Here is a 15596-nt window from a genome sequence, read left to right as displayed (position 1 = left end):
TCCCGTCCCCCGAGCCCTCGGAGTCCCTGGCCTCCTGGAGCCACCGGAGTCCCCAGAGTCTCCGGCGCCCCCCGGCATCCCTGGCATCCCCGGAATTCCCCATGACCGAGAAGGACATCAGGTGATCACCCCTGCCCCGCCCTCATGGCGTGAAGAATCCCGACCTCCGGACGAGTCGACGACCGCCTGGGCGCTGGCCGCCCGTGCCGGCGACGCAGTCGCCGTCGAGCGCTTCGTCCGCGCCCTGCACCGCGACGTCCTGCGCTACGTCGCCCATCTGTGCGCCGATCCCCAGGCCGTCGACGACCTCGCACAGGACACGTTCCTGCGGGCTCTCGGCAGCCTGCACCGGTTCGAGGGGCGCTCCTCGGCCCGTGCCTGGCTGCTGTCCATCGCCCGCCGTGCCGTGATCGACGGCTACCGCTACGCCGCGGCCCGGCCACGTCTCTCCGACGTACCGGACTGGCAGCTGGCCGCCGAACTCGCCCAGCCGCGCGGACTGCCCGGCTTCGACGAGGGCGTGGCCCTACTCGACCTCCTGGCCGCGCTGCCCGTCGAACGGCGTGAGGCCTTCGTCCTCACCCAACTCCTCGGCCTGCCCTACGCGGAGGCGGCCGAGATCAGCGAATGCCCGGTGGGCACGGTGCGCTCGCGGGTGGCACGGGCGAGGGAGACGCTGACCGCGCTGCTGGCGGACGCCGACGCGGAGGTGAGTGGCGGCGCTGTGCTGGTCGCCTGAGGGGGCGGTTGCCGGATGCGTCGGCGTCCGGCGGCACCACACCGACCGCGCCCTCACCGCCGTATCGAACGCACCACCCCCAGCGCCGCCCCCACCACGCCCGCCGCGGCCACCCCGCTCCCCGCCAGGGCGAGGGCCCGGGCCCGGCGGCCCGGAGGTGCGGGGCGGGCGTCCGGGGCCACACCGTACGCGCTGCCGTACGCGGCACCGTCCCCGCCCGGCAGCCCCACCGCCAGCAGCTCCGCGAGGTGGACACCCTCGTGGCCGCCGCTGTCGAACTCGGCCACCTGGGTGCGGCAGCTGAAGCCGTCGGCCAGCACCACCGTCTCCGGTGCCGCGTCCCGCAGTCTCGGCAGCAGCACGCGTTCCGCGCACGCCTCGCTGACGTCGAGATGCCCCGGCTCGAAGCCGAAGTTCCCGGCCAGCCCGCAGCATCCGGAGTCCAGCCGCTCGGTGTCGACACCGGCCCGGCGCAGCAGTTCGGCGTCGGCGTCCCAGCCCAGGACCGCGTGCTGATGGCAGTGCACCTGCGCCAGGGCGTGCGCGGACCGCTCCGGGACCTGCGGGGGTTCGTAGCCGGGGGAGTGCTCGGTCAGCAGCTCGGCGAGCGTCACCGTCCGGTCGCGCAGCCGCCGTACGTCCCGGTCGCCGGGGAACAGGTCGTGCGCGTCCGACCGGAACACCGCCGCACAGCTCGGTTCGAGCACGACCACCAGCCCGCCGTCCCGCACATGCGGCGCGAGTTGCCGTACGGTACGGCCCAACACCCGCTCGGCGACGCCGAGTTGCCCGGTGGAGATCCAGGTCAGTCCGCAGCACAGCGGCTCGGTGGGCAACTCCACCCGCCAGCCCGCGTGTTCCAGGAGCGCCACCGCGGCCCGGCCGACGTGCGGATGGAAGTGGTTGGTGAAAGTGTCCGGCCACAGCAGGACGCTCCCGCGCGCGCCGTCGCCGTACGGCTCATGGTGCGCGAACCACTGCTGGAGCGTCTCGCCGGCGAACAGCGGCAGCTCCCGGTTCTCGACACCGGCCACGGTCACGGCCGCTGCCGAGAGGAGCGGTGTGTGGGTGAGGGCGTTCACGGCCGGGGCCAGGCGGGAGCGGCCCACCGCCTGCGCGAGCATCGGCAGCCAGCCCATCGAGAGATGCGCTCGCGGCCTGCGCCACCAGCGGCCCTCGTAGTGGTGGGACAGGAACTCCGCCTTGTACGTCGCCATGTCGACGTCGGCCGGACAGTCCCGCTTGCAGCCCTTGCAGGCCAGACACAGGTCGAGCGCGTCATGCACCGCCTGCGAACGCCAACCGTCCTGGATCGCGCTGTCGCCATGACCGTCGAGCATCTCGAACAGCAGCCGGGCCCGGCCGCGCGTGGAATGCTCCTCCTCCCGCGTGACCTGGTACGACGGACACATCACCGAGCCTTCGGAGGTGAGTTGGCGGCATTTGCCCACGCCCACGCACCGGTTGGCGGCCTCCGCGAGCGAGCCGCCGTCGTCCGGGAACTGGAAGTGCAGGTCCCGAGGCGCGTACGGGGCCCAGTCGCCGCCGAGGCGGAGGTTCTCGTCGAGGCGGTACGGCGCCACGACCTTCCCGGGGTTCATACGGTTGAGCGGGTCGAAGGCGCCCTTCAACTCGTTGAAGGCGCTGACCAGTTGCTCCCCGAACATCCTGGGCAGCAGCTCGCCCCGGCTCTGCCCGTCCCCGTGCTCACCGGAGAACGAACCGCCGAACTCCGCCACCAGATCGGCGGCCCGCTCCATGAACCTGCGGTACGCGGCCACCCCGTCCGCGGAGTACAGGTCGAAGGGGATGCGGGTGTGCACACAGCCGTGCCCGAAGTGGCCGTACAGGCTCGGGCCGGTGTCGCTCAGATACCCGAACTCCTCGTACAGGCGCCGCAGTCGGCGCAGATACTCGCCGAGCCGGTCCGGCGGGACCGCAGAGTCCTCCCAGCCCTCGAAGGTGTCGGGGTGGCCCGGGATGTGCGCGGTCGCGCCGAGACCGGCCTCGCGGACCTGCCACAACTCCTCTTCATGGGAAGGGTCGTCGAAGAACGCGACCTTGGGATCGTGCTCGGACTCGTGCAGCCCGTCCAGCATCCGGTGCGCGTGCTCGTCAGACTCCTCGACGGTCTCCCCGCCGAACTGGACCATCAAATAGGCGTTGCCCTCCGGGAGTTGGGCCCGTGCCTTCGGGTTGAGATGCTTGATCCGCTCGTCCCGGATCAGCCGCGAGTCGACTCCCTCCAGGGCGATCGGCTCGTACGGCAGGATCTCCGGTACGGCGTCCGCGGCCGTGTCGATGTCCGGGAAGCCGAGGACTACGAGCGTCTGCTCTTTGACGACCGGTACCAGTTTGAGTTCGGCGCGCAGGACGGTCACCAGCGTCGACTCGCTGCCGACCAGCAGGCCGGCGACGTCGAAACCGTGCTCCGGGAGGAGCGAGTCCAGGTTGTAGCCGGAGACACGGCGGGGGATGTCCGGGAAGCGGTGGCGGATCTCGTCGGCGTGGGTGTCGCGGAGAGTGCGAAGGCGGCGGTACAGGGTGGCGCGGAGGTCGCCCTGGCGCTCGATGGCCGCGTACTCGTCGTCGCTGGTCGCCCCGCACCAGAACCGGGTGCCGTCGTAGAGCAGCACCTCCAGGCGGGCGATGTTGTCCACGACCTTGCCGTGCGCCTGGGCCGTGGCGCCGCAGGAGTTGTTGCCGATCATGCCGCCGATCGTGCAGTTGGCGTGCGTGGCGGGTTCCGGGCCGAAGCGGAGGCCGGTGGGGGCCAGTTGGCGGTTGAGGTCGTCCAGGACTATGCCGGGCTGGACTATGCAGGTGCGGGCCTTGGGATCCACGGATTCGACGCGATGGCAGTACTTCGACCAGTCGATGACTATCGCGGTGTTCGTGCACTGGCCGGCGAGGCTGGTGCCGCCGCCCCGGGAGAGCACGGGGGCGTCGTACTCGCGGGCGACGGCCACGGCCTCGGCCGCGGCCTCGGGGGTACGGGGGACCACCACGCCGATCGGGGTCTGACGGAAGTTGGAGGCGTCCGTGGAGTAGGCGGCCCGCGAACCGGCGTCGAAGCGGACCTCGCCGTCTACGCGGTGGTGGAGGGCTGATTCCAGGGTGGACATGCGGGACGGGTACCCACGTTACGGCCCTTGCAGTTCGGTGCGCTGAGAAGGCGCCTCCTGCAGCCGGCGTGCTGAATATCTGGGTCGGTCGCCTTCGGGGCGCTCTCAGCCGGTGTCGAGAGCGCGATCGTGCTCAACCCTTCGGGCCTCCGCGCGTTCGCGCTCTCGACACCGGCGCGCCCCTACGGCTCCCTCCCGGCCGGTGGCCCGCAGACAGTGGGACTTGGTGGGCCTGTGCTGTGGGATTGGGGACAGAGGGTCTCTACGTCCCCGGCGTGACCGGGTGCTCTGGTGTCGCCTCCGGCATCAGTGCGCGCATCGCCTCGCACTGGGCCGGGCCCATGAAGCGGGACAGGCCTTCCTTGACTGTGTCGGCCAAGGTTGCCGAGGCGTCCTTCAGTAGTGCCCGGGCCTTTTCCGTGAGGGCCACCTCCACGCCTCGTTTGTCGCCGCAGACGGACTGGCGGGTGACCAGGCCCGCGTGCTGGAGGCAGGCGATCTGGTAGGTGAGGCGGGTCTTGGGGCGGCCCAGGAGCTCGGCGACGCGGGTCATGCGCAGGGCCTCGCCGGGGTGTCCGGCCAGCAGGCACAGGATCAGGAACTCGTCGTGGGAGACGTCCAGCCGCTTCTTGACCACGGAACGCAGCTCCTGCTCGACGGCCCCGGTCGCGGCCAGCATCAGCATCCACGCGTGCAGCTCCGGGGGGAGCAGTCCGTCACCTGTGGAGGAGGGGCAGTCGGAGTGGTCGGAGGGGGTGGAGTCGGCGGCCATGGGTTCCAGTGTATCTGTTGTTCAATTTTGGATTAGCGGCTACGGTGACTTCATCATCCAAATTTGGACTACTGGATAGCAGGAGTGAGAGACCATGACCGTTGCCGTGGAAACCGGGACCTGGCAGCTCGACGCCGCCGCCTCGACCGTCGGGATCAAGCACAAGACCATGTGGAACCTGGTGACCGTGAAGGGCACCTTCGGTGCCGTGCACGGGCAGGGCGAGGTGCGGGCCGACGGGTCCGCCGTGGGCACGCTGACGCTGGACGTCGCCTCCCTGGACACCAAGAACGCCAAGCGGGACACGCACCTGAAGAGCGCCGACTTCTTCGACGCCGAGAACCACCCCGAGATCACCTTCGCAGTGCGCAGCGCCGAGCTGCGTGACGGGGAGAAGGTTCATGTGATCGGTCAGCTGACCGTGCGTGGCATCAGCCGTCCGCAGTCCTTCACCGCCAGGCTCGTGGGCGCGGACGCCGACGCGCTCACTCTCGACGCCGAGTTCTCCGTGGACCGAGAGCACTTCGGCATGGGCTGGAACCAGCTGGGCATGATCCGCGGCCTCACCATGGTCTCCGCGACCCTCCGGTTCACGAGGGCGGCAAGCTGACGTACGTGGTCGACAGGGTCTGGGGGGCGGCCGTGAAGGCGCGCAGTCGCAGATGCCTGCCGGGTCTGGGGATGACGTACCGGCCGCCGTACGGGGTGGAGGGCGGCCCGAGGTCGTAGCTCGCCGTGGTGTGGGGCGGGAGGGTCTTCGGGCCGCGCACGATGCGCCAGTAACGGCTCATGCCCTGGCCCGTGGTGAGCATGAAGTGGGGCTTCAGGGCCGTCCCGGATGTGTTCGTCACCGTCAGGTGCAGGCGGGAGGCCGTGACCGGGCGGGCGCGGTGCAGTGTCGTGACCTGCATGCGGAGGGGCGGTTCGCCCGTTGCCGCGAGCGTGGCAGCCAGCAGGGCCGGGACGAGGGCCACGGTGGCGATGGTGATCCGGGTGCGGTGGGTGCCCAGGCGGGGCTGCCAGGCCTGCGTGAACTCCGACGTCGGTGCCGTGATCGCCGACGCCAGCCACAGCGGCGTCATCATCAGGTAGTAGCCGTCCTGCGAGCGCGTTGCGAGGAAGAAGGCGCACCAGGGCAGGACCGTCGCCGTGGGGCCCAGGCGGCGGATGAAGAGCACGAAGACGGCGAGAAGGCCCGCCGCCAGCAGCAGGCTGGCGTGGGAGTACCAGTCGAGACGGTCGCTGCCGTTCGTGAGGTACAAGGACACGTCCACCAGGCCCTGGCCGTGCAGCACCGCCCCCTGGGTGAGGGGGAGGGCGATGCCGTCCAGCCAGGCGGCCGGTTCGCTCACGATGAAGTACGTGTTGAGCAGGAGCCATGCCGTGGCCGCGATGCCGGTGAAGCGGAGGACGAGCAGGGCCGCCGGGCGCGGGCCCAGTTCGCCTCGGCGTACGGCGTAGAGGCCGGCCAGGAGGAACGGGGCCAGGAACCACGGGAGTTGCTGTGCGGCGCAGGCCGCGCCCAAGCAGGCCGCCCTTGCCACGCCGGACGCGCCCAGCCGGCCGCCCTGTCCGATGCGCGGCCAGGCCACGACCACCGGGACCAGCAGGGCCAGGCCGACGATCGCCGGGTAACCGAGACGGGCGTACTGGGGGAGGATTCCGAAGCCCAGGAAGACCATGGTCGCCGCCGGGCGCCAAGGCGTCGGCAGCATCCGCCAGAGAGTGATGGCTCCGGCGATCAGTGCGGCCGTGCTCACCGCCGTCGCGGGGGCCGCGCCGTGGCCCAGGCCGAGGAGGGGGGCGGTCAGGAGCGGGGCGAGCGGGGGGTAGCCGTACGTCAGGTCGTAGGTGCCGGTGACCGTGGGCGTGAGGGCGACCGTGCGGCCGAACAGCCAGGGCCAGGGCCTGCCGTACATCGGATGGCCCGCGGCCAGTTCCTTGGCCGCCTGGGTCGTCAACTGGGCCTCGTCGCTGCCCTGGTGGAGCAGCACCCAGGCGCACAGCGTCAGGGTCACCGCCGTCAGCAGGATCAGCAGGTCCAGACGGGCCAGGGAGCGCCGACTGCGGACGGTCAGGGTCAGGACGCCGCAGATCAGGATCGAGGCGTAACAGACCGAGATGACCGCGGCCACCGTCGGTCGGTGCGAGGCCGCCTGCGTCCACACCGCGCGCGTGCCGATGAACAGGCTGATGTCGGCGAGGAGGGTGAGGACGCGGTGCCATTGCGCCGGAGGATCTGACGCCGTGGGTTCCGGGGCGGCGGACACCGCCGACTGCGTCCGCCGGCCGGGTGTCACCGGCTTCGTGTCTGCCAAGTGCACGGCACGAGAACGTAATCGTGCCCGGTGAGGGGGGTGGTGGCGGAGGTGAAGAGTCCGGTGTGAGACCGGTAAAAAGTGCGGTCAGTAGACATCCCGTACATATCGCTTGGCCGTGGCCAGCTGCTTCACGTACGCCGTCGCCTCGTCCTCGGTCAGGCCGCCGTGTGTGACCGCGATGTCCCTCAGGGCCCGGTCCACGTCCTTGGCCATGCGGGAGGCGTCGCCGCAGACGTAGAAGTGGGCGCCGTCCTGGAGCCAGCGCCACAGCTCGGGGCCGTGTTCGCGCATCCGGTCCTGGACGTAGACCTTCTGGCGCTGGTCGCGGGAGAAGGCGGTGTCGAGGCGGGCCAGGGTGCCCTCGGCCAGGAGTTCGGTCAGCTCTTGCTCGTAGTAGAAGTCGCTGGCGCGGTGCTGTTCGCCGAAGAACAGCCAGTTGGGGGCGCGGTGGCCGAGTGCTCGGCGCTCCTGGAGGAAGCCCACGAAGGGGGCGACCCCGGTGCCGGGGCCGATCATGATCATGGGTGTGGTCGCGTCGGCGGGCGGGCGGAAGTGCGGGGAGGACTGCACGAAGACCGGCACCTCGGTGTCGGGGGCCGCGTCCGCGAGGAACGGGGAGCAGACCCCGCCGCGCGGCGTGCCGTGCAGGTTCTCGTACCGGACCACGGAGACGGTCAGGGAGACCAGGTGCGGGTCGGCCAGCGGGCTCGACGATATGGAGTACAGGCGGGGTTGGAGTTTCTTCAGGACGGTCGTCCAGTCCGCCGCGCCGGCCCGGACCGGGTGCTCGGCGAGGACGTCGACCATCTGGCGACCCCAACTCCACTGCGCCAGACCGTCCTTGTTGTCCGGGCGTAGCAGACGGCGCAACTCACGGTCGTCACGGGTGTGTTCGGCTACGAAGCGGAGGAAGTCGGGGGTGATGCGGGTGATGTCCAGGTGGCGGCGCAGGGCCTCGGCGAACGGAACTGCCTCGTCGACTCCGGCCATCGATACGGGTGTTGATCCGTCCACGCCGGTCACCGCCAGCCATTCCTCCACCAGGGCGGGGGAGTTGACCGGGCGGACGCCGAGCGCGTCGCCCGCCTCGTACGTCAGGGGCGTGCCGCTCGTGTCGAAGGTGAACCGCCGCACCTCCTTGCTCGCGCCGGGCAGGCTCAGCAGCCGGTTGCCGACGAGACGAGCCGTGGTGGGGGCGGGCTTGGCCGTGCGTGCCTTCGGTTTCGGGGGCGCCTGTTGCGGTGCCTCGGTGGTGCTCAGCGCGGACAGCACCTGGTCCAGCCAGGCGTCCGCGGTCGGCTCGTAGTCCGGTTCGCAGTCCGTGCGCGGGGCTAGGCGGACCGCGCCCAGTTCGTTGAGCCGGGCGTCCAGGCGGCGGCCGTGGCCGCAGAAGTCGTCGTACGACGAGTCGCCGAAGGCCAGCACCGAGTACCGGACGCCGTCCAGGCGCGGGGCCTGCTCGGCGGCCAGCGACTCCCAGAAGCCGGAGCCGTTGTCGGGGGCGTCGCCGTCGCCGAAGGTGCTGGTGACGAGCAGCAGGTCGGCGCCCTTCGGCAGGGTGCCGGGGTCGGTGTCGGCCATGCCGACGAGGGTGGCGCGGTGGCCGCTCGCCGAGAGCCGGTCGGCGACCGCGCCGGCGAAGTCCTCGGCGTTGCCGGTCTGTGAGGCCCACAGCACGACGATCTCCCGGCCGGGACGCTGCTCCTGGGGTGCCGTCGTCGAGCGTGAGTACATGCCGGCGAGGACGCCGTTCACCCACAGCGCGTGGTCCGGGCTGAAGGGCGCGTCCGGCGGGAGGACGGGGACGCCGGGGGCGCCGGAGTCGATGCCCGCGAGGAAGCCGGTGAGGTAGAGGCGCTCCTGCGCGCTGAGGACGGGCGGCGGGGCGGGGGCCAGGCCGAAGGGGTCGGTGCCGGGCGTGACGGAGGTCGGGACGATCACATCCGGAGCGGCCACGGCCGCGGGCGCCGGCTCGTGGACCTTCGCCAGCGACACCGCGCACACCTTGAACTCGGGCTGGAAGGAGATCGGGTCGACGGCGTCGCTGGTCACCGCGTTGACGCTCAGATACTCGCCGAACAGGTCGTTCCAGTGGAACGGCGCGAACACGCACCCGGGCCGGACCCGGTCGGTGACCACCGCGGGCAGCACCGCCCGGCCGCGCCGCGAGGCCACCTCCACCCCGTCGCCGTCGGCGATGCCGAGGGCCCGCGCGTCTTCGGGGTGCAGTTCCACGAACGGCCCGGGGTTCAGCTTGTTGAGCTTGGCGACCTTGCCGGTCTTGGTCAGCGTGTGCCACTGGTGCTGCACCCGACCGGTGTTGAGGACGAAGGGGAAGTCGTCGTCCGGCAGCTCGGCGGGCGGGAGATGCGGGCGGGCGTGGAAGACGGCACGGCCGGTCGGCGTCGGGAAGCGGAGCTCGCCTTTCTCGACGTACCGGATCGGGTTGCGGGCGGGACCGTCCTCGGCGGCGGCCGGCCACTGCACGGGGGTCGAGCGCAGCCGCTCGTACGTCACCCCGCGCAGGTCCCAGCCCGTGACGGGGTTCCAGGCGCGGCGGATCTCCTCGAAGACGTCCTCGGCGCTGTCGTACGAGAAGCCCTTCTCGTACCCCATCTCGCGGGCGACGGCCGCGATGATCCGCCAGTCCGCCATCGCCTCGCCGGGCGGGTCGGCGACGGGGGCGGTGAGGGTGAGGTTGCGCTCGCTGTTGACGAAGACGCCCTCGCCCTCGGTCCACATCGCGCCGGGCAGGACGACGTCGGCGTACGCGTTGGTCTCCGTGTCGGTGAACACGTCCTGCGCGACGACGAACTCGGCGGCCTCCAGGCCCTCGATGACGGTACGGCGGTTGGCGACCGACGCGACCGGGTTGGTGCAGATGATCCAGCAGGCCTTGATCTCGCCGTCGGCCATCTTCTGGAACATCTCGATCGTGCCCTTGCCGACGCCGTCCTTGCGGACGGTGCCCGGCGGCAGCTCCCAGAGGTCCTCGATGAACTCGCGTTCGGAGTCGACGAGCACGGACCGCTGGCCGGGGAGGCCGGGGCCCATGTAGCCCATCTCGCGGCCGCCCATCGCGTTCGGCTGGCCGGTGAGGGAGAACGGGCCGGAGCCGGGGCGGCAGATGGCGCCGGTGGCGAGGTGCAGGTTGACCAGGGCGTTGGTGTTCCAGGTGCCGTGCGTGGACTGGTTGAGGCCCATGGTCCACAGGCTCATCCACTCACTGGCCGAGCCAATCAGCCGGGCGGCGGTGCGCAGGTCGTCCTCGGCCAGGCCCGTGATCTCCGCGACGGTCGCGGGCGCGTAGTCGGCGAGGAACTCGGGCATCTCCTCCCAGCCCTCGGTGTGCGCGGCGATGAAGTCGGGGTCGGTGTGGCCCTCGGCGAGGAGCAGGTGCAGCAGGCCGTTGAGGAGGGCGAGATCGGTGCCCGGCTTGACCTGGAGGAACAGATCGGCCTTCGCCGCGGTCGCCGTACGCCGCGGGTCGACGACGATCAGCTTGGCGCCCGCCTTGACCCGCTCCATCATCCGCAGGAAGAGGATCGGGTGGCAGTCGGCCGTGTTCGAGCCGATGACGAGGAAGACATCGGCCCGGTCGAAGTCCTCGTACGACCCCGGCGGCCCGTCGGCGCCCAGCGACAGCTTGTAACCGGCCCCGGCGCTCGCCATGCACAGCCGGGAGTTCGACTCGATCTGGTTCGTCCGCACGAACCCCTTGGCGAGCTTGTTCGCCAGGTACTGGGCCTCCAGGCTCATCTGCCCGGACACGTAGAAGGCGACGGCGTCCGGGCCGTGCGTGTCGATGATCTGCCGGAGCCTGCGCGCCGTCTCGGAGACCGCGTCCGCCATCGGGGCGGGCACCGGCTCCTCGCCCCGCTCGTCCCTGACCAGCGCGGTGGTCAGCCGGCCCGGCGCGGCGAGCATCTCGGCCGTGGTGGCGCCCTTGGTGCACAGCCGCCCCGCGTTCGCCGGGTGCGCCTTGTCGCCGGTGGCCTTCAGGACGGTACGGCGGCCATCCGGACCCATCCCGATGTCCAGCACGATCCCGCAGCCCACCCCGCAGTAGGAGCAGACCGAGCGCACCTGTGACGTGGGGGTGGTGGGGGTCACACGCTGCCCTTCCTCGGCGGACTGCTCATGCCCGAGAGCGTACGAATCGCCCATTACGCCGATGTCACATGGCTTGATCATGAGGAGTTACGTCGGCCACACAGCGGTCCGTGGCCCGATGTGAGGGGGTGTGACGGTGGCGGTCCGTGTCGCTGTTGGGCCGAACGGGTGACTTGGCGTAAGAATTGGCCGGTGCAGGCAATGAAGGCGAGCGATTTCGGGGGGAGCCGGTGAACAGCCACGACGTCACCGATGAACAGTGGGAAGGGCTCGCCCAGGTCGTTCCGTTGCGGGGCCGGGACGCCTGGCCGTCCGCGGTGGGCCACCGGGCCATGCCGGAGGCGCCCACGGAACCGCGCCGCCGGTTCGTGGTCCTCCGCGTCAACGTGTTCGGGGACGCCCGCGAGGTCGCCGAGACGCTCATGGCGGGCATTCCGGTACTGCTGGACCTGACCGGCGCGGAGGGCGAGGTCGCCAAGCGGGTCCTCGACTTCAGCACGGGCGTCGTCTTCGGACTGTCCAGCGGGATGCACCGGGTCGACCGCAACGTGTTCCTGCTGACACCGCCCGGCACCGAGGTGAGCGGGTTGATGGAGGGGGCGGGGGCTTCGGGGGTGTGAGCGGGCGTTCCGGGGTGCGGGGGCTACGCGGGTGTGCCCTGGGATGCGAGGGCTTCGCCGGGTGAGAGGGACACTCCGGAGCTACCTGGCCATGCCACGGGGGCGTGAGCGGGGTTCTCCGGGGCGGCCGGTCCACGGAGGTGGTGAGCAGGGCTCTCCGGGGCTACCGGACCACGGGGGTGTGAGCGGGGCTTTCCGAGGCGCATGGGCCACGGAGGGTGTGAACGGCGCTTCCCGGGGCGCCCGGGTCACGGAGGTGTGAGCGGGGCTCTTCGGGGCGCTGTGGTCCCTCGATCGTAGGAAGGCTTGCCCGGAGGAACGGTTCGGCCCGTGCCGGAGTCCTACGGTCCGGATATGGCCGTGCCCTCAGCGTTCTCAGCGTGTTCCGTGCCGGTGGTGTCCGCCGATTCCGTGGTGCCGTCGCAGGGACGGGCGCGGAACGCGGAAACCTCCTCGGCGTTCCCGGCGTCCGGTGACCACCGCTCCCTCCGCCCTCACCTCACCGAGCTGCGGCTGTCGGCGTTCGCGAACCACCGCGGCGCCGGTTTCCCGCTCGGGCCGCTCACTCTGTTCGCCGGGCCCAGCGGCAGCGGCAAGACGAGCGCGCTGCGGGCGTACGAGGCGCTGGCCCGGCTGGGCGGCGGGGCCGAGCTGGGCGAGGTCTTCGCCGACCCGCGGGCCTGTGTGCCGGAGCGGGCCCGGCCCGACGCCCAGCGGCGGCGCGGCTTCCGGATCGGCTGTACGGCGGACGGTCCCGAGGGTCCGGTACGGCTCGACGTCGCCGTCCAGGCCGAGCCCGACCTGCGGATCGTCGGCGAGCGGCTGACGTCCGGCGGCCTCGTCCTGTTGGAGACAGCCCTGCGCGACCCCTCACGCCGTGCCGTGCAGGCCGCCTGGCACACCGCCGGTGCCACGCCGGTGACCCGGGCCCCGCTGCCCGACGACCGGCTCGGCACCGCGCTGCTCCCGTTACGTGTCGCGGGCAAGACCGACGGGCAGCGGCGGGTGCTCGCCGCCGCCGAACAGATGGTGGTCGCCCTGCGGTCGGTGTTCGCCTGCGATCCGCGCCCCGACCGGATGCGGCTGCCCGTCCCGGTCGGCTTCGGTCGACTCCTCGGCGGCTGCGACAACCTCGCCGACGTGCTGGGGCGCACGCGCACGGAGTGCGGCCGGCGGCATGCGCAGTTCGTCGCCGCCGTACGCTCCGGGTGCGCGGGGCCGGTGGCGGACGTGCTGGCCGAGCCGCTGCGTGACGGCACGGTGCGGGCGGTGCTCGACCGCGGCGACGGGGTGCGTACGGCGCTCGGGCGGCTGGGCGACGGGGAGTTGAGGTATCTCGCCCTCGCCCTGGTGCTGTTCACCGGGCCCGGGGTGCTGGAGGTCGACCCGGCCGGTGAGGTGCCCGCGGCGATGCAGGCGCTGACGGTCCTCGCCGACGACGTCGACCGGCGGCTGGACCCACGGCAGCGGGCCGAACTGCTGGGGCTGGCGGCCCGGATGTGCGAACGGGGGCACATCCGGTTGCTGGGGACGACGGCCGACGCGAGCTGGGCCGCGGGGACGGACGGGGTCACGGTGGTACACCTTGAGCCGTGACAGAGCATCTCGATGTGGCGGGGCTGCAACGCAGGTTGGCCGAGTTCGCGGCCGCGCGGAACTGGCAGCCGTACCACACCCCCAAGAACCTCGTCGCCGCGCTCAGCGTGGAGGCCTCCGAACTGGTGGAGATCTTCCAGTGGTTGACGCCGGAGGAGTCGGCGCGGGTCATGGACGACGCCGACACCGCGCACCGGGTCACGGACGAGGTCGCCGATGTCCTCGCGTATCTGCTGCAGTTGTGCGAGGTGCTGGGGATCGATCCGCTGGCGGCGCTGGACGCGAAGATCGACCGGAACGAGCGGAGGTTTCCGGCGCCGTGAGGGTGCGGGAGCGGGCGTGAGGATGCATGAACGTGCATGAGGGCGGCGTCGGGGGAGCCACTCGGTCCGTTTTCACTCTCCGCAGTCAAATTCCGGCCCGAAATCGATTCGTTGTCCGCAGATTTCCGCCTTCCTCTGGCTTTTCGTCTCGACCGCCTTCACGCTGGGTAGTGGACAAGGGAGTTCGGGCGGACGGGCGCCGAGGCGCGTCGGGACGGACGGGGGCAGGGCATGGACGCGGTGCGGCTCATCGTGACGAGCAGGCGTGCCCTCGCGGGAAGCGGAGACGCGCCGCAGATCCTGACGGAGGTCTGGCAGGCGCAGGCTCTGGCGCAGGCGATAGGAAGCAGACTCGCGGTCTTCGGACCGCCCCAACTGCGGGGCGAGGCCCTCGGGTTGACGGAGCTGGCGGGCCGGGGTTGCGGGGTCCTGGACCGCCCCGACCTCGAGACCGCCGACCTCCGCGCCGCCCAGCTCACCGAACTGGGCGACGCCCGCCAGGCCCTCGTCTACCTCGGCGGCCTCCTCGGCGAGGTGGGCATAGCCCTGGTGGGCCTCGCCTGCGCGGCGGACGACGAGGGCACGTACTGGCAGTGCATGGAGGCGATCGACGCGGCCGACGAATCCCGAGACCGGGTGCGAGACATGCTGCGCAAACTGGCGGAGGGCGATCAGGCGCTGCCTGAGCGGGAGGCGGGGTGAGGGGGCGGGGAGGGGGTGCTGCGGGGGCTTGACGGTCGGGGGACGTGCCGGGGGTGCTGCGGGGGCTTGGCGGTTGGGTGACGTGTCGGGGCGCTACGGGGGCTTGGCGGTCACGCGATGTGTCGGGGGCCGGGAGGTGTAGGCGCCGCGAGGTGCAGGGGTTCGGAGGCGCAGGGGTTCGGAGGCGCAGGGGTGGGGAGGTGCTGGGGGCGGGACGTGCAGGGGGCGGGAGGAGCGGGCGGCCGACGGTCGTGCCAGGCGGGTGGAGTGGCGGGACTCCGAGGTGCGGCGGGATCAAGGGGCTCGGGGTTGCGATGACCGCGCGGCTCCGCGATGTTTCGCCGACCGCGCTCCGCGCCGCTTCGCCGACCGCGATCTCACCGGTCCGCTGCTCGGCTTCGGCCCTTGGGCTTGGCCCCCGGTCCGCTGCTTGACCTCGGCCCTTGCTGGCGCGCCTCGGGCCCGGCCCTTGGGCTCGGCGGGCCCGGTCCACGGCCAGGCCTCCGCCCCTGGGCTTCGCCCCGGCCCGCAGCTTGGCCTCGGCCCCTGGGGCTCCCGCCCTACCACCGCGCCGCGGCCCCAGACGCTCGCTACCGCGCCGCGGCCTCAGGAACTCGCTACCGTGCCACGGCCTTAGCTCCCGCTACCGCGCCTGAGCCTCCGCTGTCCGCGCTTCGGCCCCGCTCCCGCGCCACGGCCCTGAGCCTCCGCCATCGCGCCTCGGCCCCCCCTCCCGCGCCTCGGGCCTGGGCCCGCTCCCGCGCCACGGCCCGGGCCCCTGCCACCGCGCCGCGGCCCACGCCCCCCTTACCCTGCCTCGGGCCCGGCGCCCCGTTACCCCGCCCCGGGCCCGGCGCCCCGCTGCCCTGCCTCGGGCCCAGCCCTCGCCGCGGCCCCAGACCCCCGCTACCCCGCCTCCGCCCCAGCCCCCTACTTCGCCTCGGTCTCCTCCGCCCCCCGGCCCGTCGACTGGAGGTCCGCGTCCAGGGCGGAGAGGTCTGCGTTGAGGGCCGCCATCAGCTCCTCCATCTGCTGCAGCAAGCCCTTCGGCCGGTCGGCTTCGCCAGCTTGCTGCGGGACGGATTCTTCGGACATGACGGCCTCCTCGGCCCAGGCCCCCACGGGAGGCCGACACCTTGACGCCCGGCGCTGACCGGCCGGCGCGGGCGCCGGTCGGTCCGGCTCCGGTCGAGCAACGATCATCACCTCCGCCGGGTCACTGGCCCGCGCGGCCCCCGTGCACCGCGTTGACGGATTTCACCCGACCGGGGCGGAGTGGGGCCGG

The 15596-nt window shown here is 72.0% G+C and carries 11 protein-coding genes; 6 read left to right on the top strand and 5 right to left on the bottom strand.

All coding sequences use genetic code 11. The features are described 5' to 3' along the window. The first annotated feature begins 121 nt into the window (after positions 1-121). A complete protein-coding gene (locus tag IQ210_RS21555; RefSeq protein WP_194080701.1) occupies positions 122-739 on the top strand; it encodes a sigma-70 family RNA polymerase sigma factor in 618 nt (205 codons plus the stop codon). Positions 740-792: 53 nt separating this feature from the next. Here the strand turns inward: IQ210_RS21555 and IQ210_RS21550 are convergent, their stop codons facing one another. Next, entirely contained in the window at positions 793-3864 is a 3072-nt protein-coding gene (locus IQ210_RS21550) for an FAD-binding and (Fe-S)-binding domain-containing protein (protein WP_194080700.1), read from the bottom strand. Positions 3865-4126: 262 nt separating this feature from the next. Beyond that, positions 4127-4636: a MarR family winged helix-turn-helix transcriptional regulator gene (locus IQ210_RS21545; RefSeq protein ID WP_194080699.1), complete on the bottom strand. Its 510-nt coding sequence runs from the start codon at positions 4634-4636 to the stop codon at positions 4127-4129. Between the two features lie 94 nt (positions 4637-4730). Between IQ210_RS21545 and IQ210_RS21540 the strand changes: the two genes are divergently transcribed. Continuing rightward, positions 4731-5246 (top strand): YceI family protein, encoded by a 516-nt coding sequence (locus IQ210_RS21540; protein ID WP_194080698.1) that lies wholly within the window; start codon positions 4731-4733, stop codon positions 5244-5246. Here the strand turns inward: IQ210_RS21540 and IQ210_RS21535 are convergent. After that, positions 5227-6960: a hypothetical protein gene (locus tag IQ210_RS21535; protein WP_407699714.1), complete on the bottom strand. Its 1734-nt coding sequence runs from the start codon at positions 6958-6960 to the stop codon at positions 5227-5229. The genes IQ210_RS21540 and IQ210_RS21535 overlap by 20 nt on opposite strands. 81 nt (positions 6961-7041) lie before the next feature. Beyond that, the gene (locus IQ210_RS21530) at positions 7042-11070 is read right to left on the bottom strand and encodes a bifunctional nitrate reductase/sulfite reductase flavoprotein subunit alpha (RefSeq protein WP_322656404.1); all 4029 of its coding nucleotides are present in this window, start codon (positions 11068-11070) and stop codon (positions 7042-7044) included. A 230-nt stretch (positions 11071-11300) separates the two neighbouring features. On the opposite strand from IQ210_RS21530, the gene IQ210_RS21525 reads away from it, so the two are divergent. From IQ210_RS21525 to IQ210_RS21510, 4 genes are all read left to right on the top strand, one after another. Beyond that, a complete protein-coding gene (locus IQ210_RS21525; protein WP_194080696.1) occupies positions 11301-11690 on the top strand; it encodes a cell division protein SepF in 390 nt (129 codons plus the stop codon). 354 nt (positions 11691-12044) lie between these two features. After that, a complete protein-coding gene (locus IQ210_RS21520; protein WP_194080695.1) occupies positions 12045-13286 on the top strand; it encodes an AAA family ATPase in 1242 nt (413 codons plus the stop codon). Next, complete coding sequence (locus IQ210_RS21515; protein ID WP_079310049.1) at positions 13283-13609, top strand: nucleotide pyrophosphohydrolase; 327 nt, start codon at positions 13283-13285, stop codon at positions 13607-13609. Before IQ210_RS21520 ends, IQ210_RS21515 begins: the two co-directional genes overlap by 4 nt. Before the next feature lie 231 nt (positions 13610-13840). Further along, positions 13841-14311 carry a DUF6099 family protein gene (locus IQ210_RS21510; protein ID WP_194080694.1) on the top strand — a complete coding sequence of 157 codons (471 nt, stop codon included), beginning with the start codon at positions 13841-13843 and terminating at the stop codon, positions 14309-14311. Positions 14312-15241: 930 nt separating this feature from the next. Here IQ210_RS21510 and IQ210_RS21505 read toward each other — a convergent pair. After that, positions 15242-15406, bottom strand: a complete 165-nt coding sequence (locus tag IQ210_RS21505; protein WP_194080693.1) for a hypothetical protein — start codon at positions 15404-15406, stop codon at positions 15242-15244. Between the last annotated feature and the right edge of the window lie 190 nt (positions 15407-15596).

The organism is Streptomyces justiciae (assembly GCF_015163075.1).
Lineage (GTDB): Bacteria > Actinomycetota > Actinomycetes > Streptomycetales > Streptomycetaceae > Streptomyces > Streptomyces justiciae.
Note: the sequence above shows the minus strand (reverse complement) of the source record. Positions and strands in the feature narration are given on the sequence as shown.